Origin of the sequence: Kitasatospora sp. NPDC088351 (assembly GCF_040685575.1) — a bacterium.
In the GTDB taxonomy this organism is placed as follows: Bacteria; Actinomycetota; Actinomycetes; order Streptomycetales; family Streptomycetaceae; genus Kitasatospora.
The window spans coordinates 24,036-44,838 of sequence record NZ_JBFBIL010000004.1 but is presented as its reverse complement, the minus strand read 5'-3'; the positions used below and the strand labels follow the sequence as shown (position 1 = coordinate 44,838).

The 20,803-nt window shown below is 72.5% G+C and carries 22 protein-coding genes; 7 read left to right on the top strand and 15 right to left on the bottom strand.

What is annotated here, in order from left to right; translation table 11 throughout:
- Positions 1 to 79: 79 nt before the first annotated feature.
- On the bottom strand, positions 80 to 361 hold the full coding sequence (locus AB0P06_RS04255) for a DUF6158 family protein (protein ID WP_363604966.1): 282 nt from the start codon (positions 359 to 361) through the stop codon (positions 80 to 82).
- 182 nt (positions 362 to 543) lie between these two features.
- On the opposite strand from AB0P06_RS04255, the gene AB0P06_RS04250 reads away from it, so the two are divergent.
- A complete protein-coding gene (locus AB0P06_RS04250) occupies positions 544 to 1,542 on the top strand; it encodes an adenosine deaminase (RefSeq protein WP_363604965.1) in 999 nt (332 codons plus the stop codon).
- Between the two features lie 82 nt (positions 1,543 to 1,624).
- On the opposite strand, the gene AB0P06_RS04245 is transcribed toward AB0P06_RS04250, so the two are convergent.
- The 4 genes from AB0P06_RS04245 to AB0P06_RS04230 form a co-directional block, all read right to left on the bottom strand.
- Positions 1,625 to 2,248 (bottom strand): vitamin K epoxide reductase family protein, encoded by a 624-nt coding sequence (locus AB0P06_RS04245; RefSeq protein ID WP_363604964.1) that lies wholly within the window; start codon positions 2,246 to 2,248, stop codon positions 1,625 to 1,627.
- Entirely contained in the window at positions 2,245 to 3,078 is an 834-nt protein-coding gene (locus AB0P06_RS04240) for a thioredoxin domain-containing protein (RefSeq protein ID WP_363604962.1), read from the bottom strand. The genes AB0P06_RS04245 and AB0P06_RS04240 overlap by 4 nt, the downstream gene beginning before the upstream one ends.
- 92 nt (positions 3,079 to 3,170) lie before the next feature.
- Entirely contained in the window at positions 3,171 to 3,830 is a 660-nt protein-coding gene (locus AB0P06_RS04235; protein WP_363604961.1) for a hypothetical protein, read from the bottom strand.
- Positions 3,831 to 3,917: 87 nt separating this feature from the next.
- Complete coding sequence (locus tag AB0P06_RS04230; protein ID WP_363604959.1) at positions 3,918 to 4,358, bottom strand: SRPBCC family protein; 441 nt, start codon at positions 4,356 to 4,358, stop codon at positions 3,918 to 3,920.
- A gap of 100 nt (positions 4,359 to 4,458) precedes the next feature.
- Here AB0P06_RS04230 and AB0P06_RS04225 point away from each other — a divergent pair, with 100 nt between their 5' ends.
- Complete coding sequence (locus tag AB0P06_RS04225; RefSeq protein ID WP_363604957.1) at positions 4,459 to 5,328, top strand: DNA-formamidopyrimidine glycosylase family protein; 870 nt, start codon at positions 4,459 to 4,461, stop codon at positions 5,326 to 5,328.
- Between the two features lie 70 nt (positions 5,329 to 5,398).
- Here the strand turns inward: AB0P06_RS04225 and AB0P06_RS04220 are convergent, their stop codons facing one another.
- Complete coding sequence (locus tag AB0P06_RS04220; protein WP_363604955.1) at positions 5,399 to 6,253, bottom strand: SAM-dependent methyltransferase; 855 nt, start codon at positions 6,251 to 6,253, stop codon at positions 5,399 to 5,401.
- A 207-nt stretch (positions 6,254 to 6,460) separates the two neighbouring features.
- Between AB0P06_RS04220 and AB0P06_RS04215 the strand changes: the two genes are divergently transcribed.
- From AB0P06_RS04215 to AB0P06_RS04195, 5 genes are all read left to right on the top strand, one after another.
- A complete protein-coding gene (locus AB0P06_RS04215) occupies positions 6,461 to 7,333 on the top strand; it encodes a polysaccharide deacetylase family protein (protein ID WP_363604954.1) in 873 nt (290 codons plus the stop codon).
- A gap of 179 nt (positions 7,334 to 7,512) precedes the next feature.
- Entirely contained in the window at positions 7,513 to 7,848 is a 336-nt protein-coding gene (locus AB0P06_RS04210; RefSeq protein ID WP_363604953.1) for a hypothetical protein, read from the top strand.
- Positions 7,849 to 7,987: 139 nt separating this feature from the next.
- Positions 7,988 to 9,700 carry a family 20 glycosylhydrolase gene (locus tag AB0P06_RS04205; protein WP_363604951.1) on the top strand — a complete coding sequence of 571 codons (1,713 nt, stop codon included), beginning with the start codon at positions 7,988 to 7,990 and terminating at the stop codon, positions 9,698 to 9,700.
- Between the two features lie 149 nt (positions 9,701 to 9,849).
- A complete protein-coding gene (locus AB0P06_RS04200; RefSeq protein ID WP_363604949.1) occupies positions 9,850 to 10,722 on the top strand; it encodes a sulfurtransferase in 873 nt (290 codons plus the stop codon).
- A gap of 160 nt (positions 10,723 to 10,882) precedes the next feature.
- The gene (locus AB0P06_RS04195; RefSeq protein WP_363604948.1) at positions 10,883 to 12,409 is read left to right on the top strand and encodes a M1 family metallopeptidase; all 1,527 of its coding nucleotides are present in this window, start codon (positions 10,883 to 10,885) and stop codon (positions 12,407 to 12,409) included.
- An 87-nt stretch (positions 12,410 to 12,496) separates the two neighbouring features.
- On the opposite strand, the gene AB0P06_RS04190 is transcribed toward AB0P06_RS04195, so the two are convergent.
- The 9 genes from AB0P06_RS04190 to AB0P06_RS04150 form a co-directional block, all read right to left on the bottom strand.
- Positions 12,497 to 13,843, bottom strand: a complete 1,347-nt coding sequence (locus AB0P06_RS04190; protein ID WP_363604946.1) for an ammonium transporter — start codon at positions 13,841 to 13,843, stop codon at positions 12,497 to 12,499.
- Between the two features lie 46 nt (positions 13,844 to 13,889).
- Positions 13,890 to 14,840 (bottom strand): urease accessory protein UreD, encoded by a 951-nt coding sequence (locus tag AB0P06_RS04185; RefSeq protein ID WP_363604945.1) that lies wholly within the window; start codon positions 14,838 to 14,840, stop codon positions 13,890 to 13,892.
- 1 nt (position 14,841) lies between these two features.
- A complete protein-coding gene (ureG, locus tag AB0P06_RS04180) occupies positions 14,842 to 15,462 on the bottom strand; it encodes an urease accessory protein UreG (RefSeq protein WP_363604944.1) in 621 nt (206 codons plus the stop codon).
- Between the two features lie 40 nt (positions 15,463 to 15,502).
- The gene (locus tag AB0P06_RS04175; protein ID WP_363605158.1) at positions 15,503 to 16,174 is read right to left on the bottom strand and encodes an urease accessory UreF family protein; all 672 of its coding nucleotides are present in this window, start codon (positions 16,172 to 16,174) and stop codon (positions 15,503 to 15,505) included.
- Positions 16,175 to 16,329: 155 nt separating this feature from the next.
- Positions 16,330 to 18,054: an urease subunit alpha gene (gene ureC / locus AB0P06_RS04170; protein ID WP_363604943.1), complete on the bottom strand. Its 1,725-nt coding sequence runs from the start codon at positions 18,052 to 18,054 to the stop codon at positions 16,330 to 16,332.
- A complete protein-coding gene (locus AB0P06_RS04165; protein ID WP_363604942.1) occupies positions 18,054 to 18,521 on the bottom strand; it encodes an urease subunit beta in 468 nt (155 codons plus the stop codon). Before AB0P06_RS04165 ends, ureC begins: the two co-directional genes overlap by 1 nt.
- Entirely contained in the window at positions 18,518 to 19,354 is an 837-nt protein-coding gene (locus AB0P06_RS04160) for a cobalamin biosynthesis protein CbiX (RefSeq protein WP_363604941.1), read from the bottom strand. Before AB0P06_RS04160 ends, AB0P06_RS04165 begins: the two co-directional genes overlap by 4 nt.
- Positions 19,355 to 19,395: 41 nt before the next feature.
- The gene (locus tag AB0P06_RS04155) at positions 19,396 to 19,701 is read right to left on the bottom strand and encodes an urease subunit gamma (RefSeq protein ID WP_363604940.1); all 306 of its coding nucleotides are present in this window, start codon (positions 19,699 to 19,701) and stop codon (positions 19,396 to 19,398) included.
- 111 nt (positions 19,702 to 19,812) lie between these two features.
- Entirely contained in the window at positions 19,813 to 20,757 is a 945-nt protein-coding gene (locus tag AB0P06_RS04150; RefSeq protein WP_363604939.1) for an urea transporter, read from the bottom strand.
- Between the last annotated feature and the right edge of the window lie 46 nt (positions 20,758 to 20,803).

Genomic DNA, 20,803 nt, shown 5'->3' with positions numbered 1-20,803 from the left:
CGCCGACGTCCCACCCCGGGCCCGCCACCGCCGCCCGGCGTGTCCCGCCGGGCGGCGGCCGGTCCGGCGCCGCCCGCCCCTACTCCGGCAGCGACTCCACCCGGGCCGCCGCCTCCCGGGCCCGGGCCCCGGCCCTGGTCCGGGCCGCGGTGACCTGCCGGTTGGGGAACCGGCGCAGGAACTCCGCCTCCAGCTCACCGGTTCGCAGGGTGTGCCGGTTCAGCGCCTCCTCCGAGCCGTACAGGAAGGTCTCGTGGCGGGTGCGGTGCAGCTGCTCCAGCTCGTGCAGCAGCGTGTCGTTCCCCAGGGCGTGCGCGGAGATGCCCGCGGGTCTGGGGTGCGGAGCGTCGGGGTGCCGCATGTCCGTTTACCTCCTCGGCGGAGCCGCGCAGGACCAACCCCCTCTGGCGTTACTCGTTCCCCGCCCGGCGCCCGGGATAACTCGATCGGATCATAGGATGGTTCTTTACGCCTGTTTGTCCCTCTGTGCGTCCCGCCGCGCCCTCCTTCGATCCCCTCCCCGTCGACCGAAACGAATCACGCATGCCCCTCCCCAAGGCCGAACTCCACCTGCACATCGAAGGCACCCTGGAGCCCGAGCTCGCCTTCGCCCTCGCCGCCCGCAACGGCATCACCCTCCCGTACGCGGACACCGAGGAGCTGCGCCGCGCGTACTCCTTCAGCGACCTGCAGTCCTTCCTCGACCTGTACTACGCGCTGATGGCCGTCCTGCGGACCGAGGACGACTTCGCCGACCTCGCCGACGCCTACCTGGCCAGGGCCGCCGAGCAGGGTGTCCGGCACGCCGAGATCTTCTTCGACCCGCAGGCGCACACGGCACGCGGCGTCCCGCTCGGCACCGTGGTCCAGGGGCTCACCCGCGCCCTCGCCCGCGCCGAGGAGCGGTACGGCATCAGCACCCGGCTGATCATGTGCTTCCTGCGCGACCAGTCCGCCGAGTCGGCCCTGGAGACCTTCGAGGCCGCCCGCCCCTACTTCGACCGGATCTCCGGCATCGGCCTGGACTCGGCCGAGGTCGGCAACCCGCCGGCCAAGTTCCGCGAGGTCTACCGCCGTGCCGCCGAGGCCGGGCTGCGCCGCGTCGCCCACGCCGGCGAGGAGGGCCCGGCCGGCTACATCACCGAGGCCCTGGACGTCCTCGGCGTCGAGCGCATCGACCACGGTCTGCGCTGCCTGGAGGACGCCGACCTGGTCGACCGCCTCGTCCGCGAGCAGATCCCGCTCACCCTCTGCCCGCTCTCCAACGTCCGGCTGCGCTGCATCGACACCCTCGCCGACCACCCGCTGCGCACCATGCTCGCGGCCGGCCTGCTGGTCACCGTCAACTCCGACGACCCGGCGTACTTCGGCGGCTACGTCGACGACAACTTCCGCGCCGTCGAGGCCGCGCTCGACCTCGACCCCGAGACGCTGCGCCTGCTGGCCGCGAACTCCTTCCGCGCGTCCTTCCTGGACGACGAGCGCCGCGCCCTCCTGCTCGCCGAGGTCGCCGCGTACGAGTTCGGGCGCACCGTGGCCTGACGCCCGTCAGGAGACCGGGGTCCTCCCGTCCGTCCAGGCCCCGCGGTGGTCCGGGGCGGGCGGGAGGACGCGGCCGGGGGACTCAGAGCAGAGTGCTCCAGTAGTACCAGAACCGGTTGAGGATCAGCAGCGCGATCACCGCGTACCAGAGCGCCGGCACCACCCAGTGGTAGCGGGCGGCCTCCCGGACCACCGGGCGCAGCGCGCGCGGGGCCGGGATGACACCGGACCGCAGGTTGTGCAGGGTGGTGTACCAGAACAGCGGGATCATCGCCGCCCAGACCACCGTGCAGTACGGGCAGAGCGCGCCGATCCGGTACAGAGCCTGGTACATCAGCCAGGTCACGAAGCCGATGCCGAAGACCGTCCCGGCCTGGAGGCCGAGCCAGAACCAGCGGCGGTACGTCGCCCCGGCCAGCAGACCGGCGCCGATCGCGATGACGACGGCGAAGCCGATCAGGCCGAGCAGCGAGTTGGGGAAGCCGAAGGCCTCGGCCTGGTCGCTGCGCATGACCGAGCCGCAGCTGATGATCGGGTTGATGTTGCAGTTGGGGACGTACGACGGGTCCTCGAGGAGCCGGATCTTGTCCAGGGTGAGGACGGCGGAGGCGAACAGCCCGATCGCCCCGCCGATCAGCAGCAGCAACGCGAAGGGCCGGCCCGCGCCGTACGTCCGGGGGGCGGTGGCGGGGGTGGCGGCCGTCATCCGGTCACCTGCTTGACCATGGCGGTGAACTGCTCGGGGCCGACCGGCCCGTTGCCTCCGAAGACCTCCAGCTTCCTGCCGTCCAGCTTGACCGTCGGGGTGCCGGTGACGCCGCTCTTGTCGAACGACTTGTTCACCTCGTTGGCCCACGGCGCGTAGGTGCCGTCCTGGACGGCCTTCACGAAGGCGTCCGTCTTCAGCCCCGGCACCTGGCCGGCCAGGTCGAGCAGGTGGTTGACGTCGGCGAAGGCGTCCTGGCGCTCGTCCGGCTGGTTGGCGTAGAGCACGTCGTGGAACTGCTTGAACTTGTCCACGCCCTCGTTCAGCGCGGCGCCGGCGGCGGCCAGCGCGGTGCGCGAGCCCTTGCCGCCCAGGCCCTTGTCCAGGAACGTCGCCAGGTGGTACTCGATCTTGTACGTACCGTCGTCGGCGAGCTGCTGGATGGTCTTGCCGTTGGTGGTCTCCAACTGCTCGCAGTACGGGCAGCGGAAGTCCTCGTAGATCTCCAGGGTGTGCGGGGCGTCGGCCTTGCCGTAGGTGATCACGGTACCGTCGGCGCCGCTCGCGTTGGCGGGGGTGACCAGCGGGCCGTTCGCCGCCGCGTCGCCGGGGCCGGAGGAGCCGCCGACGGCGAAGGCCACGCCCGCGGCCAGGGCGAGCACCGCGGCGGAGGCGGCGCCGACGATCGTCCGGCGGCGGATCTTCGCGGACCGCTCGGCGCGCAGGCGCTCCTCGCGCATCCGCTCGGTGGCGGCTCGGCGGGCGGCGGCCTTGGCGCCCCCGGCGTTCTGCGGGCGGGCGTTCTGCGGCTTCTTCGGGGTGTTGCTCATGGCGGGGTGTCGTCCTGTGCTCTCGGTCGGGAGGGATGCGGGCGCGCGAGGGCGCGGCGAGAGACCGGCGGAGGACCGCGGAAGGGAGGTGCTCAGCAGGCCGGGGCGAGCGCCGGCGGACCACGCCGGACGGCCGGGCGGGCCACCACGTCCTCGACCGGGACACGGACCCGGCTGGCACGCGGGAACGGCACCCGGGCCACCGGCCGGGCCGGGACGGGCGCGGCGAGCAGCAGCCGCCAGTGGGCGGCCGCCGGGAGGAAGTGCCGCAGGAAGTCGCCCAGCGTCCGGGCGGCCTGCGCCAGCCCGGTCAGCGCGGCGTCGGCACGGCGCAGCCAGAAGGCGCCGGTCAGCGCGATCGCGGTGTGCAGCAGAAGGAGCAGCGGCACCCCGGCCGACTCCGGGACGCCGTGGCCCAGCAGGAAGCCGCCGAGCGAGCCGCCGCCGCAGAGCAGCGGCTCGAAGCCGCGCGCGGTGCCGGGCGGCAGCGAGGGACAGGTGGTCTGGGCGAGGCCGAACAGGGCGCTCAGGCCCAGTTGCAGCGGCAGGAAGACCGCCGCGATCGCCGGGTAGCGGCGCTCGGAGCCGGCCAGGGCGAACGCCACCGCGAAGACGGCGACGCCGGCCGGTGCCAGCGTGCCCAACGGCAGCGGACGGCCGGTGACCAGCACCTGACCGAGCCCGGCGAGCAGCACGACCAGCGCGGCGAAGACCGCCGCGCGGAGCGTCCTGGAGACCGGGCTGATGTCCATGGCATCCGAGTCTGCCACAGGTTGAAACGTGGACCACCGGGCCGAAGGTCCGCTGTGAAGATCCTCACCGCCCGTTCTGAGCTGGGCTTATGCGGCCCCTACCCGGGCTTCGACCAGATCGCGGAACAGCTTCAGGTCGGTCCGCACCGCCCGTTCGATCGCCCCGGCCTGGGCGAAGCCGTGCGGACCGCCGAACGCCTCGTGCACCGCCTCCGGGTCGTACTCGACGCGGATCTGCAGCCGGGTGTGGCCCGGGTCGAGCGGGAGCAGTGCGAAGGCGCCCCGCAACGGCAGGCCGGCCAGCGTCCGCCAGGACATCACCCGGCCCCGGCCCCGGTCGGTGATCTCGGTCTCCACGTCCTGTTCGGCGCCGTCGATCTCCACCCCGAGATGGGCCAGGTTCCGGCCGTGCGGGGAGGCGCTGCGCACCCCGGCGACGAACCTCGGATAGTCGTGGACCCGGTGCAGCTGCTCCCAGGCGGCCAGTACCGGGGCGTCGATGTCGATCTCTTCCTCGAGCGTGCTCATGCGGGGCGGACCTCCTTCTGCCCGGCCCTCCGGGCACCTCCAGCCTGCGCCCGTCGGCCGCCGGCGGGCAATGCGGGCGCGGCCGCGCGAGACTGGGCCCATGCCGGAGCTGCCCGAGGTCGAGGCCCTCAGCGCCTTTCTGTCCGAGCGACTGACCGGGCGCGTCGTCGCCCGGGTGCAGCCGGTGGCGATCAGCGTCCTCAAGACCTACGACCCGCCGGTGACGGCGCTGGAGGGGCGGACGGTCGGCCCGGTGACCCGGCACGGCAAGTTCCTGGACATCGAGGCGGGCGGCCTGCACCTGGTGGTCCACCTCGCCCGGGCCGGCTGGCTGCGCTGGAAGGACAGCCTGCCCGCCGAGCCCCCGCGCCCCGGCCCGAAGAACCCGCTCGCCCTGCGGGTCCGCCTGGCCGGACCGGCCGGCGACGGCTTCGACCTCACCGAGGCGGGCACCAGGAAGGGCCTGGCGGTGTACGTGGTGCAGGACCCGGCCGAGGTGCCCGGTGTCGCCCGGCTCGGCCCGGACCCGCTGGACCTGGCCTTCACCCTGGAGGCCTTCACAGCCCTGCTGAGCGGCGAGCGGCGCCGGCTCAAGGGCGTCCTGCGCGACCAGAGCGTGCTGGCGGGCGTGGGCAACGCCTACTCGGACGAGGTGTTGCACGCGGCACGGATGTCGCCGTACAAACTGGCGTCGAGCCTGACGCCGGAGGAGACGGCCCGGCTGTACGAGGCGCTCGGGTCGACCCTGCGCGAGGCGGTGGAGCGGTCGCGCGGGCTGGCGGCGGGGGAGCTGAAGGCGGAGAAGAAACTCGGCCTGCGGGTGCACGGCCGGGCCGGGCAGCCCTGCCCGGTCTGCGGGGACACCGTGCGCGAGGTGTCGTTCGCCGACTCCGCACTGCAGTACTGCCCGACCTGCCAGACCGGCGGCAGACCGCTCGCGGACCGGCGGCTGTCGCGGCTGCTGAAGTAGCGGGCCGGGCGGGCGGCGGGCCGGGGTGGGCCCGGCGCAGGCGGGGTGCCTGGGCCGGGCCCGACGCGCCCTACCTCTTCCGGGCGACCCCGCCCCAGTAGTAGGCGGCGGTCGGGTCGGCCGGCGGCTCGCCGTCCGGGCGCCAGGCCATGACGGGGGCGACGCCGGGCTCGATCAGCTCCCAGCCGTCGAAGAACCGGGCGACCTCGTCGCGGGTGCGCGGGACGAGGGTCATGCCGCCCTGGCGGGCCGCGGCGGCGACCTTGGCCACGCTCTCCGGGTCGAAGTCCTGGGTGGGGTGGGTGAGCGCGAGGCAACTGCCGGACGGCAGGGCGTCGCGCAGCTCGGCGACCTTGCCCCACGGGTCGTCCTCGTCGGCGACCAGCATCAGGACGGCGATCATCAGCAGCCCGACCGGCTGGTCGAGGTCCAGCGTCGCGGTCAGCGCCGAGTCGGCGAACAGCTCGGTGGGCTTGCCCAGGTCGGCGTGGATGTACGTGGTGCGGCTGGCCGGGGTGCTGACCATCAGCGCCCGGGCGTGGGCCAGCACGATCGGGTCGTTGTCGACGTAGACCACACGGGTGCCGGGGCTGACCGACTCGGCGATCTCGTGCGTGTTGGGCGAGGTGGGGATGCCCGTCCCGAGGTCGAGGAACTGGCGGATGCCCTGCTCCCGGGCCAGGTAGCGGACGGCGCGGCCCTGAAAGGCCCGGTTCTCCTTGGCCATCGCCTTGACGCTCGGAACCGCCTGCTCGATGGCCTGGCCCATGGCGCGGTCCGGCGGGAAGTTGGTCTTGCCGCCCAGCCAGTAGTCGTAGACGCGTGCGGAGTGCGGGGCGTTGGTGTCGACGCCGAAACGTTCCCACTGGCTCAGCTCGGCGGGGTCATTGTCGCGCTGGTCGGAGAAGTCCTGACTTGTCGTCATGGCCACGTCCTCTGAAGACAGATCATCACACTGGGAGAGGTCAGCGTAGCGGTCCCGATGTGCCCGGGGTCACGCGGTCTGCGGATCGGTACGCGCTTGGGCCGTCGGGGTGGTGCTGAGGGCCGTCGGGGTTGCCCGTGGGAGGTGGGGCGGTTCGCGGGGGAAGCATTCAGCATGTTGTCTGATCGTCATACTATTTCGCGCAGATTGTTACTGGCCGCGGCGGGAATGTCGCTGGTCGAGGTCGCCGGCTGCCGTGGCCCGCTGGACGGCGACGGGGCCGCCGCGCCGAGTACCGGGGCCGCCGGGGCGGCCGCTCCTCCCGCGCGGGTGGCCGGGGTGGGCGGGGCGCCGGGCGCGTCCCCGCCGCCCACCGGTGCTCCACCCGACGGGGGTTCGGCCGCCCTCGCCCCGCCCGAGCTCGCCCCGCCCGGACTCGTCCCACCCGCCCTCGCCCCGGCCGCCGGGCAGGTGCTCACGGCGGCGGAACAGCGGCCGGTGTTCGAACTCGGCCCGGAGCGGAGGGTGGTCGCCCTCACCATCGACGACGGCCCGCACCCGCGCCACACGCCGGCCGTGCTGGCGCTGCTGCAGCAGTACGGGATCAGGGCCACGTTCTTCCTGATCGGCGAGAACGCGGCGGAAAACCCCGGACTGGTACAGGAGACCGTCGCCCGGGGTCACCACATCGGCAACCACACCTGGACCCACCCCGACCTGCGGCACCTGTCGGAGGAGAAGGTGCGCGACGAGTTGGGGCGCACCTCCGACCTGATCCACCGGATCACCGGCAAGGCGCCGACCTGGTTCCGCGCCCCCGGCGGGGACTGGGCGCCGGTCACGCTCAAGGTCAGTGCGGAACTGGGGATGCGGTCGATGGCCTGGACCGTGGACCCGACGGACTGGGCCGAGCCGGGAGCGGACGTGATCACCAGCCGGGTGCTGAAGGGTGTCCGGCCGGGCGCGATCGTGCTCAACCACGACGGTGGCGGGGACCGTTCGCAGACGGTGGCGGCGCTGAAGGCGTATCTGCCGGCGCTGATCGACTCCGGGTACTCCTTCACCGCACCGGCGGGCTGAGGTGCGGTTTCTCGTCGGAATGGGGTGCGAGTACGGAGACGCCCAGTAGCGGCTTTTGGGCTTAAACCACCCGAAAGAGTGGATAGGCAGGATCGTTTCCGCAGTTTTTGGGCCCCTAGGGTGATAACGCATCAATTCCCCAGGTACCGCCGAGTACCGCCCTGAAAGGGCCACCCCACATGCGTCTCCGCAACGCCGTGCTCGCCGCCGCCAGCGCGCTCGCCCTCGTTCTCGCCGTCCCCGTCTCCGCCGACGCCGCGGGCGGCGAGTTCCGCTACAAGTACCGGAACGCCCTGGGCGAGCAGCTCGGCGCGCTGTTCGACCCGCGCAGCGGCGAGTGCGTCAAGGTGCCGGAGGCCACCGAGGAGGAGGCGGCGTACACGCCCAGCAACCGCACCAACGCGGCGGCGACCGTCTACGCCGGCTTCGACTGCCGGGGTGGCGAATCGTACGTTCTGCGGCCGGGCGGGCAGGCGGGGAGCCGGCTGCTGGTCCGCTCGGTCAGGTTCTCGTAAGCGGCGCCGGCGATCGCCGGATCCGTCGGGTCGTCAATTCGTACGAAGCTCACGACAATGCGGCGATTGGTTGAGACCATTCCGGTGAACCGCCCGTGAACGCGGGCAGGTCGCGTGCACGACGACACCGGGAGCGGCCTTGCCGATTCGAACATCCGGGCTCGCCGCCCGGACCCGCAGACTGCTGGTCATCGCCGCCGTCCTGGCGCTGGCGGCCGCCGGTTTCGGCGTGCACCGCGCCATCGGCGGTGCCGGCCGTGACGGTGACGCGGACGGGGGCGCCGCGGCGCGCGGCCCGCGTACCGGTGACCGGATCATCCCCGCGCCGCTGTCCGTCGCGGCCGGTTCGGGCCCGGCCTTCAGGATCTCCGAGCGGACCGTCGTCCGGGTGGGGGCCACCGGCGGTTCCGGCGGCGCCGAGGAGCAGGCCGTACGGGTGCGGGCCGTCGCCGAGCAACTGGCCGAGGCGCTGCGCCGGCCGACCGGCTTCCCGCTGACGGTGGAGGCCGGGGCGGGCGCCGCTCCGGCGGGGGCGGCCGAGGGCATCCGGCTCGAACTCGACCCCGCGATGCCGGAGGAGACCGGCGACGAGGGCTACCGGCTGACGGCCGACTCCGCGGCCGTCCGGATCGCCGCCCGCACCCCGGCCGGGCTCTACCGGGGTACCCAGACGCTCCGCCAACTGCTGCCCCCGCAGGTCGAGAGCCGGTCACGGGTGACCGACGGGACGGACTGGACGGTCGCCTCCGTCGACATCGACGACCACCCGCGCTACGCCTACCGGGGCGCCATGCTCGACGTGGCGCGGCACTTCTTCACCCCGGACGAGGTCAAGGGGTACATCGACCGGCTGGCCCTGTACAAGGTCAACCACCTGCATCTGCACCTGACCGACGACCAGGGCTGGCGGATCGCCGTCCCCGCCCGGCCCGCCCTCACCGAGATCGGGGCGAGCAGCGAGGTCGGCGGCACGCCCGGCGGCTTCTACACCGCGGCCGACTACCAGGAGATCGTCCGCTACGCGCAGGAGCGCTTCCTCACCGTCGTCCCCGAGATCGACCTGCCCGGGCACAGCAACGCGGTGCTCGCCTCCTACCCCGAGCTGGACTGCACCCGCAGCGCGCGGCCCTGGCCGTACACCGGGATCGAGGTCGGCTTCAGCACGGTCTGCCCCACCGGGGACGCGGTCTTCGCCTTCACCGGCGACGTGGTCGCCGAGCTCGCCCGGCTCACCCCCGGCCCGTATCTGCACATCGGTGGCGACGAGGTGAAGAAGCTGGCGCCCGCCGACTACCAGGAGTTCGTCCGCCGGGTGAGCGCCCAGGTGGTCGCGGCCGGGAAGATCCCGGTCGGCTGGAACCAGACCGCGGCGGCCGCCGGTCCCGGCGGGGTCGGGCTGCTGCAGTACTGGGACGCCAACGGCGGCCACGAGCAGGAGGTCAGGGAGGCGGCCGGCCGCGGCGCCAAGGTGATCATGTCCCCGGCGGGCCGGACCTATCTGGACATGAAGTACGACAGCTCGTACCCGCTGGGGCTGCGCTGGGCCGGGACGGTCGACGTCTGGTCCGCCTACTCCTGGGATCCGGACACCCTGAACGCCGCCCTGCCGGCCGGTTCCGTCGTGGGCGTCGAGGCCCCGCTGTGGACGGAGACCCTGAGCAGCCCCGCCGAGCTGGACCTGATGCTGCTGCCGCGGCTGCCCGCCATCGCCGAGCTGGGCTGGTCCCCGAAGACCGCCCACGACTGGGAGCGGTTCCGGCAGCGGCTCGCCGAGGAGGGCGCGCGCTGGGAGGCGGCCGGTTTCGGGTACGAGAAGCGCTCGGAGGTGCCCTGGCCGGTGACCGCGCGGTAGACGTGGGCGGTGCGGCGGCGTTCAGGGCGTTTCGGGGCGGGTGGCCGGGGCGGACGGTCGGACGTAGGTTCGAAGTGTCCGGCCCGGTCGCGTGGCGGAGCACGCCGGCGCCCGGCCGTGCCGTGGGCGCAGAGTGAAGGAGGGCGGCGATGACCGGCAACGGCTACGCACACCCCGAGGCGCTGGTCGGCACCGAGTGGCTGGCGCACCACCTGGACGACGGGACGATCCGCGTCGTCGAGGTGGACGAGGACACCACCGCGTACGACCGGGACCACATCCCCGGTGCGGTCGGCTGGAACTGGACCACCGACCTGCACAGCCGGGTCGGCCGCGACTACGCCGACCGCGAGGCCGTGCAGGCGCTGCTGCGCGCGGCCGGCGTGGAGGACGACACCACCGTGGTGCTGTACGGCGGCAACAACAACTGGTTCGCCGCGTACGCCTACTGGCTGCTGCGCCTGCGCGGCTTCGGACCGGTGCGGCTGCTGGACGGCGGGCGCAAGAAGTGGGAGCTGGAGGGGCGCGAGCGCACCCAGGAGGTCATGGACTACCAGCACACCGGCTACCGGCTGGCCGGCCCGGAGCGCCCCGAGCTGCGGGCGCTGCGCGACGAGGTGCTGACCAAGGCGGAGGTGTTCGCCAAGCCCGGTTCGGACGTCGTGCTGGTGGACGTCCGCTCGCCCGCCGAGTACCGGGGCGAGCTGCTGGCGCCGGCGCACCTGCCGCAGGAGCAGGCGCAGGTGCCCGGACACATCCCCGGCGCGGTGAACATCCCGTGGTCGCAGGCGGCCAACGACGACGGCACCTTCCGCTCGGCGGACGAACTGCGCGCCCTGTACGGCGGGAAGGGCGTGGAGGAGGAGCGCGAGGTGATCGCGTACTGCCGGATCGGCGAGCGGTCGGCGCACACCTGGTTCGCGCTGACCGAGCTGCTGGGCTACCCGCACGTCAAGAACTACGACGGCTCGTGGACGGAGTACGGCTCCCTGGTCCGGGCACCGGTGACACTGGGCGGGTGAGCCGGGTACGGGGCCCGGGCGGCGCGACGGGGTGCCGGCCGGCTGGGGAGCGTTTCGGCTCGTTTCTTCTTATGAAAATCTCATAACTTAGGCGTGAGCGGGGGTCCGCTGGGACAGGGTTCGATCCAACCCACTGTCCCAGTAGCCCTGGAGGACCATCGTGCGCAAGAGGCTGATCGTCTCTGCTGCCAGCGCTCTCGCTCTGCTCCTGGCCGTTCCCGCGTCGGCCGCGACGCCCTCGCCGGGGGCGGCGGGGGTCGGGGATCCGTACTACCCGACGTACGGCAACGGCGGATATGACGTCTCGCACTACGACATCCGGCTGAAATACCAGCCCGCCACCGACCTGCTGGAGGGCACCACCACGATTCTGGCCACGGCCACGCAGGACCTCTCCCGGTTCAACCTGGACTTCGTGCTCGACGTCCAGCAGGTGCTGGTGAACGGGCGGGCGGCCAGGTTCGCCAGCACCGGTGAGGCGGAGCTGGAGGTCACCCCGGACCGGCCGATCGCCAAGGGGAGCCCGGTGACGGTGGTCGTCCGGTACTCCGGGGTGCCGGGGGAGGTGGAGCGGGACGGGTACTCGGCCTGGCTGCGGACGCCGGACGGGGGCGTCGCGGCGAACGAGCCGGTGGCCGCCTGGTGGTGGTTCCCGAGCAACGACCACCCGACCGACAAGGCCACCTTCGATGTGTCGGTCCTGGTGCCGGACGGTACCCAGGTGATCAGCAACGGCCTCTCCACCGGGCAGAGTTCGCGGGCCGGCTGGACCCGGTACAACTGGCGCCAGACCAAGCCGCAGGCCACCTATCTGGCCACCCTGGCGATCGGCCGGTTCGATGTCAGGACCGACACCACACCGAGCGGACTGCCCGTCATCACCGCGTACAGCAAGGACCTCGGCGAGAACGACGGGGCGGCGCGGGCCAGTGTCGAGCGCACCGGCGAACTGGTGGACTGGCTGAGCGGCTACTTCGGCGAGTACCCGTTCACCTCGGTCGGCGGATACGTGCCCAACGTGCCCACCGGCTACGCGCTGGAGACCCAGACCCAGATCTTCTACAGCCCCGCGCAGTTCGCGCGCGGTGCCAACACCTCGGTCGTCGTCCACGAGCTGGCCCACCAGTGGTACGGGGACAGCGTCTCCGTCCAGCGGTGGAGCGACATCTGGCTCAACGAGGGCTTCGCGCGGTACTCGCAGTGGCTCTGGTCGGAGCACGAGAACGAGGGCACGGCACAGGAGCTCGCCGACTACGTGTACTCCTACTACCCGGCGGACAACGCGTTCTGGACCGTCAAGCCGGGCGACCCGGGCGCGGACCACCAGTTCTCCAGCGCCGTCTACGACCGGGGCGCGGTGGCCGTCCAGGCGCTGCGGAACACCGTCGGCGACGAGAAGTTCTTCCAGATCCTCAAGGGCTGGCCGGCCGAGCGCCGCTACGGCAACGCCACCGTCCAGCAGTTCCAGACGTACGCGGAGCGGATCTCCGGGAAGAAGCTCGGGGACCTCTTCACCACCTGGCTGTTCACGCCCTCCAAGCCGGCGGTCCCGTCGGCGGGGGCTCCGGCGAAGGCGGTGGCCGGGCCGGCGTCCGCGGCGCTGCCGCAGGAGCCCAGGTCGTGGAAGAAGATCCAGGAGACCAACTCGCTGCACGACAACGGGAGCGGGCACGGCCACGGCCGCTGACCGGGCCCGGACAACGGGAGGGCGGAGCCCGGCCGGCCGCATCACAAGGCCGGCCGGGCTCCGCCCATCCCCGGCGGGTCCCCCCGGTCAGCCGTCCTGGCGGTAACGGAGCAGCCGGCGGATCTGCTCCACGAGTTCGTCGTCGCCCGTGATGGGCTTGTCGGAGACCAGTGCCCCGAGGCGCTCCGCCGTCTGGAAGTCGTAGGCGCGCTCGGCCGCCTCGCCGGGGACGGCCTCGTACTCCTGTCCGGCCCGGAAACCGACCACGGAGTGCACCGCTTTGGCGATCAGCCAGCTGAGGACGAAGGAGAACGCGGCGACGGCCGCCACGGCGACCAGCTGCTTGCCCAGCTGCGCCCAGCCCCCGCCGTAGAAGAGCCCCTTGGTGCCGCTGATCCGCGCGGTGGCGAAGAGACCGACCATGACCAGCCCGACGAACCCGCCCGCGCCGTGCACCCCCGCCACGTCGAGCGTGTCGTCCACGTCGAAGCGGTACTTGAGGGTGACCGCGAAGGCGCAGACCACACCCGCCACCAGGCCGGTGACCAGGGCACCCGTCGGGTCGATCTCGCCGCAGGCCGGGGTGATCGCCACCATGCCGGCCACAGCCGAGGAGAGGACCCCCATCGTGCTCACCCGGCCGGTCCGCCACTTCTCGACCAGCGGCCAGGTGATCATGGCACCGCCGGCGCCGAGCTGGGTGTTCAGGAAGGCGGCTGCCGCATTGCCCTGGGTGTTCAGCGCCGACCCGGAGTTGAAACCGAACCAGCCGAACCAGAGCAGGGCCACGCCGATCGTCACGAGCGGGATGTTGTTGGGGCGCTCCTCGCGGCGGGTGAGATCGGAGCGGTCGCGCAGCGCCAGCGCCACCGCCAGCCCGGCGACCCCCGAGTTGAGCTCGACGGGGAGTCCGCCGGCGAAGTCGAGGGCGCCGAGGTGCTTGACGATCCAGCCGTCGGGGTCGAAGACCCAGTGCGCGACCGGGATGTAGACGATCAGCAGCCAGAGCACCACGAAGGCCAGCCACCCCCGCAGGGTGGCGCGGTCGGCGATGGAGCCGCTGACCAGCGCGACGGTGATGATCGCGAAGCCCATCTGGAAGGTGCTGTAGACGTACGAGGGGATGGCACCGGTGAGCGTGGTGATCCCGATCCCGCGCAGGAACGCGTGGTCGAGGTTGCCGATCAGCCCCGCCCCGCCGACGTCGGGACCGAAGGCGAGGGAGTAGCCCACGAGGTACCAGAGCACCGTGCCGAAGGCCATGGCCGCGAAGCTCATCTTCAGCATGACGAGGATGTGCCTGGTGCGGACCATCCCGCCGTAGAAGAACGCCAGCCCGGGAGTCATCAGGATGACCATGGCGGTGGAGGCGAGCAGCCAGGCGGTGTCTCCGGAGTCGTAGCCGGGCGGCATCGGTGGAGCGAGCGCGATCATGGGACGGTCCCTCGGGGTATCGGGTGGCGGGTGTCGGGTGGAGGGCTTAGGGCTTGCGGAGGTCGGGCGCGGGGTGGCCGGTGAGCAGCCGGCGTACGGCGTTCCAGGCGGCGGCGCGTGCCCCGGCGACCAGGACCGGGTCGTCGCCGAGCAGCCGCAGCCAGGCGCCGCAGTCGTAGGGCAGCACGCTGACGCCGTGGAGGAGGTCCAGACCGGCGAGCGCCCCGTGCAGCGCGTCGGCGATCTCGGCGGCCGGCCGGCGGTCGGTGACGACGAAGACCGAGACGACCTGGTCGTGGCCGGCCAGGACACCGGGCCCCAGGACACCCGTACCGGGGGCACCGCCGTCGGGCGTGAGGCGCAGGGTGTCGATCGCGAGGGGGCTGCCGTCGGGCCGGCCGATCCGCAGGTCGGTGGCGAGCACCCGGTACTGGTGCCGTTCCCCCCGGGCCAGCCGCCCGGCGGTCAGAGTGTCCCCCAGCAGGACGGTGGCGCCCGGTGCGACGGTGACCTCGGTGCGCTGGTAGAACCGTGAGCCCTTGAAGGGGATCAGCGGGTCCGGCCAGTACTCGACGTAGCTGCCGGGCGCCGCCGTCAGGTTCACGAGCTGCGTGGCGTAGTCGTGCTCCATCCGGTAGACCTTGGTGGCGGCCTGGGTGGTGAGGTGGACCTCCGTGCCGGGGCCGCAGCGGAAGTCCATCCGGTGACGGTCGGCCTGGGCGATGCCGCCTCCGGTGGCCATCAGGTAGGCGAACGCCATCCCGGGCAGGTGCTGGTCGATCCAGAGCGGCCGCATCAGGTGCAGTGGCGCCTTCTGGTACCGCTCGACCAGTTCGGTCCGCCCCTGGCGCAGTTCGAAGCCGAGGTCGAGGATGCCGACCTTGGCGGGCGAGCCCGGGCCGAGGGTGTCGGGCACGGACGCCAGGTCCGACACCTCGGACGGGACGCGGTCCGGCTGGTAGTAGGAACGGACGAGGCGGTCCACGGCGGTCGGCACGTCAGATCAGCACCGCGCGCCGGGACTCCAGGAAGGCGGCGATCTTCTCGATGCCCTCGCCGGTGAGGCAGTCGGTCAGGACGACCGGCCGGTCCTCCCGCACCCGCAGCGCGTCGGACTCCATGACGGTGACGTCGGTGCGCACGTACTGGGCGATGTCGATCTTGTTGATCACCAGCAGGTCCGAGTCGGTGATCCCGGGCCCGCGCTTGCGCGGCATCTTCTCGCCCTCGGCGGTGTCGAGGACGAAGAGGAACAGGTCGACCAGGACCGGGCTGAAGGTCAGGGTCAGATTGTCCCCGCCGCTCTCGTACAGCAGCGTGTCGGTGTCGGGGAAGCGCTCCAGCATCTCCGCCCCGGCCGCCAGGTTCATGGTCGGGTCGTCGCGTACCGCGGTGTGCGGGCAGGCGCCGGTCTCGACCCCCACGACGCGCTCGGGTTCGAGCACCCCGGCCAGGGTCCGGCGGACGTGCTGGGCGTCCTCCTGGGTGTAGATGTCGTTGGTGATGACGGCGGGCCGGTGCCCGCGGGCGATCAGGACCGGCACCAGCGCCTCGATCAGGGCGGTCTTGCCGGAGCCGACCGGGCCGCCGATGCCGACCCGGAGCACGTTGTCGTCCATGGTTCTGCTGCCTTTCGATGCGTGGCGTGGGTGGGGGCGCTCAGCTGGCGAAGAGCCGGGCCTCCGCGCGTTCGTGCCGGCCCGACATGGCGTCGGCGACGAAGACGGTCGCGCCGACGTCGGCGAGTTCGCGGCGCACGGCCAGCTCCGCGGTCTCCTCGATCACGGGGGCCGCGCCCCGCAGCAGCCGCTGGGCGCGGCGGTGGTCGGTCAGCCGCAGCCGCAGGGCCGCGCCCGCGAAGCTGGCGCAGAAGGCGAACAGGTCGGCCGTGACGGCTTCGCGGACGGGTACCGCGGTGGCCGCGTAGACGACGCCGGCGACCACCGCCTGGGTGCCCGGGGCGGCCCGGCCGAGGACCGTCCGGTGGTAGGCGGTGATCTCCGGCCGGTCGAAGACCTCCTCGGCGAGATCGAGCAGCTGGCGTCCGGTGCGGGTGGCCGCGCGACGCATCTCGCTGTTCAGCTTGGTCGCGTACAGATACCGGTCGATCTCGGCCACGCGCTCCGGCGCGCCCTCGCCCACGGCGCGGTGGGCGAGGGCCAGGGCCGTGGCGTCGGAGGGGCCGACACCGTGCCGCAGCAGGTCCGCCAGCAGCAGCGGCAGGGTGTCCTGGTCCACGGCCCGGGCCTGCGCGAAGCCCTCCAGACTGTGGGAGAGCGTGTAGAAGCCGCTAGGAAACGCCGAGTCGGCCAGCTGCAGGCTGACGAGCAGGGTTGCGAGCCCCGGCCGGTCCCCGGCGGGTACGGCGGCCGGTCCGGCCGTGCCGCCGGGATCCGCACAGCCGGGATCCGCGCGGCCGGGGTTCGCGCGGCCGGGGGCCGTGCCGTTGAGCGCCCTGTGCTCCGCGCTCCCCGTGGACACCGGCGCTACACCAGGAAGAACAGCTGGTTGAGCGGAAGCTCCCGGGCGGGCTCGATGGTGGCGATCTCGCCGTCCAGGGTGACCTTGTAGGTCTCCGGATCGACCTCGATCCGCGGCAGCGCGTCGTTGCGGAGCATGTTGCCCTTCCCCAGGGCGCGGGTGCGGTGCACCGGCAGCACCCGGCGCTTGAGGTCGAGTTCGGCGGGGACGCCGGCGGCGATACCGGCCTGCGACATGAAGGTCACGTGGTTGGCCTGCAGGGCCCGTCCCGCCATGCCGAACGTGGGCCGGTAGTAGACCGGTTGCGGGGTCGGCAGGGAGGCGTTGGGGTCGCCCATCTGCGCCCACGAGATGATTCCGCCCTTGATCACCATCTTCGGCTTGGCGGCGAAGGAGTGGATCGGCCAGAGCACGATGTCGGCGAGCTTGCCGGGCTCGATCGAGCCGATGTAGTCGCTGATGCCGGTGGCGATCGCCGGGTTGATGGTCACCTTGGCCAGGTAGCGCAGCACCCGCTGGTTGTCGTTGCGCTCACCGTCCTCGGCGAGCTTCCCGCGCTTGTCCTTGCAGTGGTGCGCGACCTGGAACGCGCGGGTGAAGGACTCGCCGACCCGGCCCATGGCCTGCGAGTCCGAGGAGATGATGCTGATCACTCCGAGGTCGTGCAGGACCGTCTCGGCGGCGATGGTCTCGGCGCGGACCCGGCTGTCGGCGAAGGAGACGTCCTCGGGGATGTCGTGGCTCAGATGGTGGCAGACCATCACCATGTCCAGCAGCTCGTCCACGGAGTTCGACGTGTAGGGGAGCGTCGGGTTGGTGGACGCGGGCAGGATGTTCGGCTCGCCCGCGACCCGGATGATGTCGGGTGCGTGTCCGCCGCCGGCGCCCTCGCTGTGGAAGGTGTGGATGGTCCGGCCGTCGATCGCGGAGCGGGTGTCCTCGAAGAAGCCCGCCTCGTTCAGGGTGTCGGTGTGGATCGAGACCTGTACGTCGTGAAGGTCCGCGACGGCGAGCGCGTTGTCGATCACGGCCGGGGTCGCACCCCAGTCCTCGTGCACCTTCAGCCCGCAGACGCCGGCCTCGATCTGCTCGACCAGCGCGGCCGGCAGGCTGCCGTTGCCCTTGCCCATCAGACCGATGTTCACCGGCATGGCCTCGCAGGCCTGCAGCATTCTGCCGATGTTGTACGGGCCCGGCGTACAGGTGGTGCCGTTGGTGCCGTCGGTCGGTCCGGTGCCACCACCGATGAGCGTGGTGATCCCGTTGGTCAGCGCGTGCTCGGCCTGCTGCGGCGCGATCAGGTGCACATGGGTGTCGATGGCGCCCGCGGTGGCGATCAGGTGCTCCCCGGCGATCACCTCGGTGCCGGCGCCGATCACCAGGCGCGGGTCGACGTTGCGCTGGGTCAGCGGGTTGCCGGACTTGCCGATTCCCGCGATGAAGCCGTCCTTGATCCCGATGTCGCACTTGACCACGCCCACGACCGGGTCGATGACCACGACATTGGTGATCACCGTGTCCAGCGCGCCCTGGGCCGCGGTGGCCTGCGGATCCGAGGCCATGCCGTCGCGCATGGTCTTCCCGCCCCCGTAGAGCACCTCGTCGCCGTAGTTGCCCTCGTTGAAGTCCCGCTCCACCTCGACCACGAGGTTGGTGTCGGCCAGGTGGAACCGGTCCCCGACGGTGGGGCCGAACATGTCGGTGTACTGCTTGCGCGGCAGGATCGGCATCAGCGGGAGCCCTTCTTGTGGGACGAGGAGGTGTGAACGGTGGTGGTGTCCGCCTCGGCGGCGCCGTCCGTGCCGTCCGCGTCGGCCGCGGCGTTCTGGGCGCCCTGGAAGCCGAGCTCGATCGCCCTGCGGACCGCCTCCACCCTGGCCGGCTGGGAGGCGGTGCTTCCGTTGAGCAGTCCGCTGAAGCCCAGCAGGCGGCCGGTGCCCGAGTAGGTGCAGAGCTCCACCTCCTTGGTGTCGCCGGCCTCGAATCGCACGGCGGTGCCGGCGGGGATGTTCAGGTGCATGCCGAGGGTCTGCCGGCGATCGAAGGAGAGAGCCGAGTTGACCTCGAAGAAGTGGAAGTGTGAGCCGACCTGCACCGCGCGGTCCCCCGTGTTGCGGACCGTGACGGTGAGCGTGGGGCGGCCGGCGTTGAGCTCGATCTGCCCCTCGCCGTAGAGGTATTTCTGGCGGAACGTCATGTGGTGCTCCTTCCGGTCGGGTGGGCGTGGGCGGCGTGCCCCTGGCCTTCCCCGTGCTGGTTCTGGTGGTCCTGCTCGCGGCGGTGGTCGTGCCGGTGGCCGTGGCCGTACTGGTCGCCGTGCCCGTCGTGGTGCCGGTCGTCGGGTCCGTCGTCGTGCCGGTGCTCGTGGCTGTGCCCGTGGCCGGCCGCCAGCCCTTCGGCGATGCCGTCCGCACCCCGCTGGTACCGGCGCTGCCAGGCGTCCGCGGCCCGGGACCGGAGCACCTGGGCCAGCCCGGAGGGCGTGAGGAGCGGCCCGGGGCAGTGGGCCGCCGGGGGCGGCCGGGGCACGACGAACGCGGCGGGCAGCAAGGTCACCTGGGCGGCGCCCAGCCGCCGGCAGCGGCGGGCCCCGGCGGCCGGGTCCGGATCGCCGCCGGTCAGCCCGACCTCGACGATGCGGTGGCGGCCGTACTGCCAGACCAGCCGGGCGATCCGGTACAGCTCCGCGTCCTCGGACGGCCCGCCGGTGGGCGCGGTGACGAGCAGCGCCGTCTCCGCCGGCAGCCGGCTCGCCGCAGCCCGCAGCCAGCCGACGAGGTGCTCCGCGGTGCCGAACGGCTCGGACAGGACCACCCTGGCGCGCTCCCCGGGCTCCAGCGCGAGCAGGGTCCGCGCGGCGTCCGCGACCAGCGCGGGATCGCGCCCCAGGGTCATCGGCACGACGCAGAGGCGCTCCTGGTCGCGCAGCCGCTCGCGGACCAGCCGGAACAGCCGCCGGCCGGTGCCGACCGGCAGCACCCCCGGGATCCCCTCCAGCGCCTCGCCGTTCGCGCTCTCGTGACCGCACACGGCGACCACCGGATCCTGGTTCCCGAGCCGGTGCACCCGGCTCAGCCGCCGATGGGGTCGTGGCAGGAGACCAGCTTCGTGCCGTCCACGAAGGACGCCTCGACCTGCAGCAGCCCGAGCATCTCGCGCACGCCCGGCATGGTGTCCTCCGGGCCGAGCACCGTCCGGCCGAGTGCCATGCAGTCGGCGACGCTCCTGCCGTCCCGGGCCGCCTCCAGGATCGCCTCGGTGATCAGGGCCACCGATTCGCTGTAGTTGAGCTTGAGCCCGCGCCCCTGGCGCTTGCGGGCCAGGTCCGCCACCACATAGACGTGCAGCTTGTCGAGCTCACGCGGAGCAAGGTTCATCGTCGGTACCTCCTGGGCTGTGGTGCACCGCTGATGGGCAAGGGGCCGGCGGTGCGGTGCGGTGCGGTGCGGTGGGATGTGGTGCGGTGCGGTGCGGTGGGCCTCGGGGCGTCACCCGGCCCGCTCAAGCCGCGACAGCTGGGGGACGGCCGCCAGCAGCACCCAGGTCGTCAGGATGAACGGCCAGGTGAAGGTGTGGCCGCCGAACGGCTTGAAGAACGAGGTCAGGGAGGCGGTCAGCCCGGTCGAGACGGCCGCTCCGAACAGGGCGTAGCAGCCGTTCCAGACGGTGCGGCGAAGGAACACGGCGCCGAGCGCGATGCCGACCAGGACGGCGTTGTAGCCGTAGATGCCGTCGGCGATCAGCGTGGTCGGCGCGCCGAGCGCCCAGGCGGCCAGGATGCCGACGGCGCTGCCCGCGGCGGCGAACGCCACCACCGCCCAGCCGGCCACCGCGAGGCCGGCGAGCATGATGAGCCCCGACCTCCAGTCGTTCACCAGGAAGACCTGCGACACGTTGGTGAGGAAGCCGTGCCACAGGTCGCCCCAGGCGATCCTCGTGCCGCCCGTGGTCGTCGTCGTCACGGCGGCCGTCGGAGCGCCGTGCCAGATCCGGTCGAAGGACGGTGCGGCGAGCACCATCACGCCGGAGACCAGGCAGAACGGCGCGGTGAGCGCCGTGAGCCCGTACGGCGCGAGCAGCGTCGTCAGGGCGGCCGTCAGCAGGGTGCAGACGGCCGCCCCGGCGATCGCGAGGAGATAGGTCGAGAGGTGGTCGCCGAGCGAGGTCACCAGCGCGATGCCGGTGAGGCAGCCGCTGTAGCCCTGCAGACCGAGGGCGACGCTGCCGCGTTCCGCGCCGAGGAGCATCGCCACCGCGGTGGAGACCGCGGTACCGATGGTGGCGAAGAGCCCGACGCGCCAGCCGGCCGTCCAGAGGGCCGCGAGGATCAACGCGCTCGTCACGAGGTTCGCCTGAAGGTCGACCTGGCCGACGCCGCGCAGGGCGGCGGCGGCGACCGCCGCCGGCCGGAGGCCGGTCGGCTGCTGTTCCACGGGCCCGGCGGACGGCACAGGGGGCTCCAGGATCGACGGGAAGGGG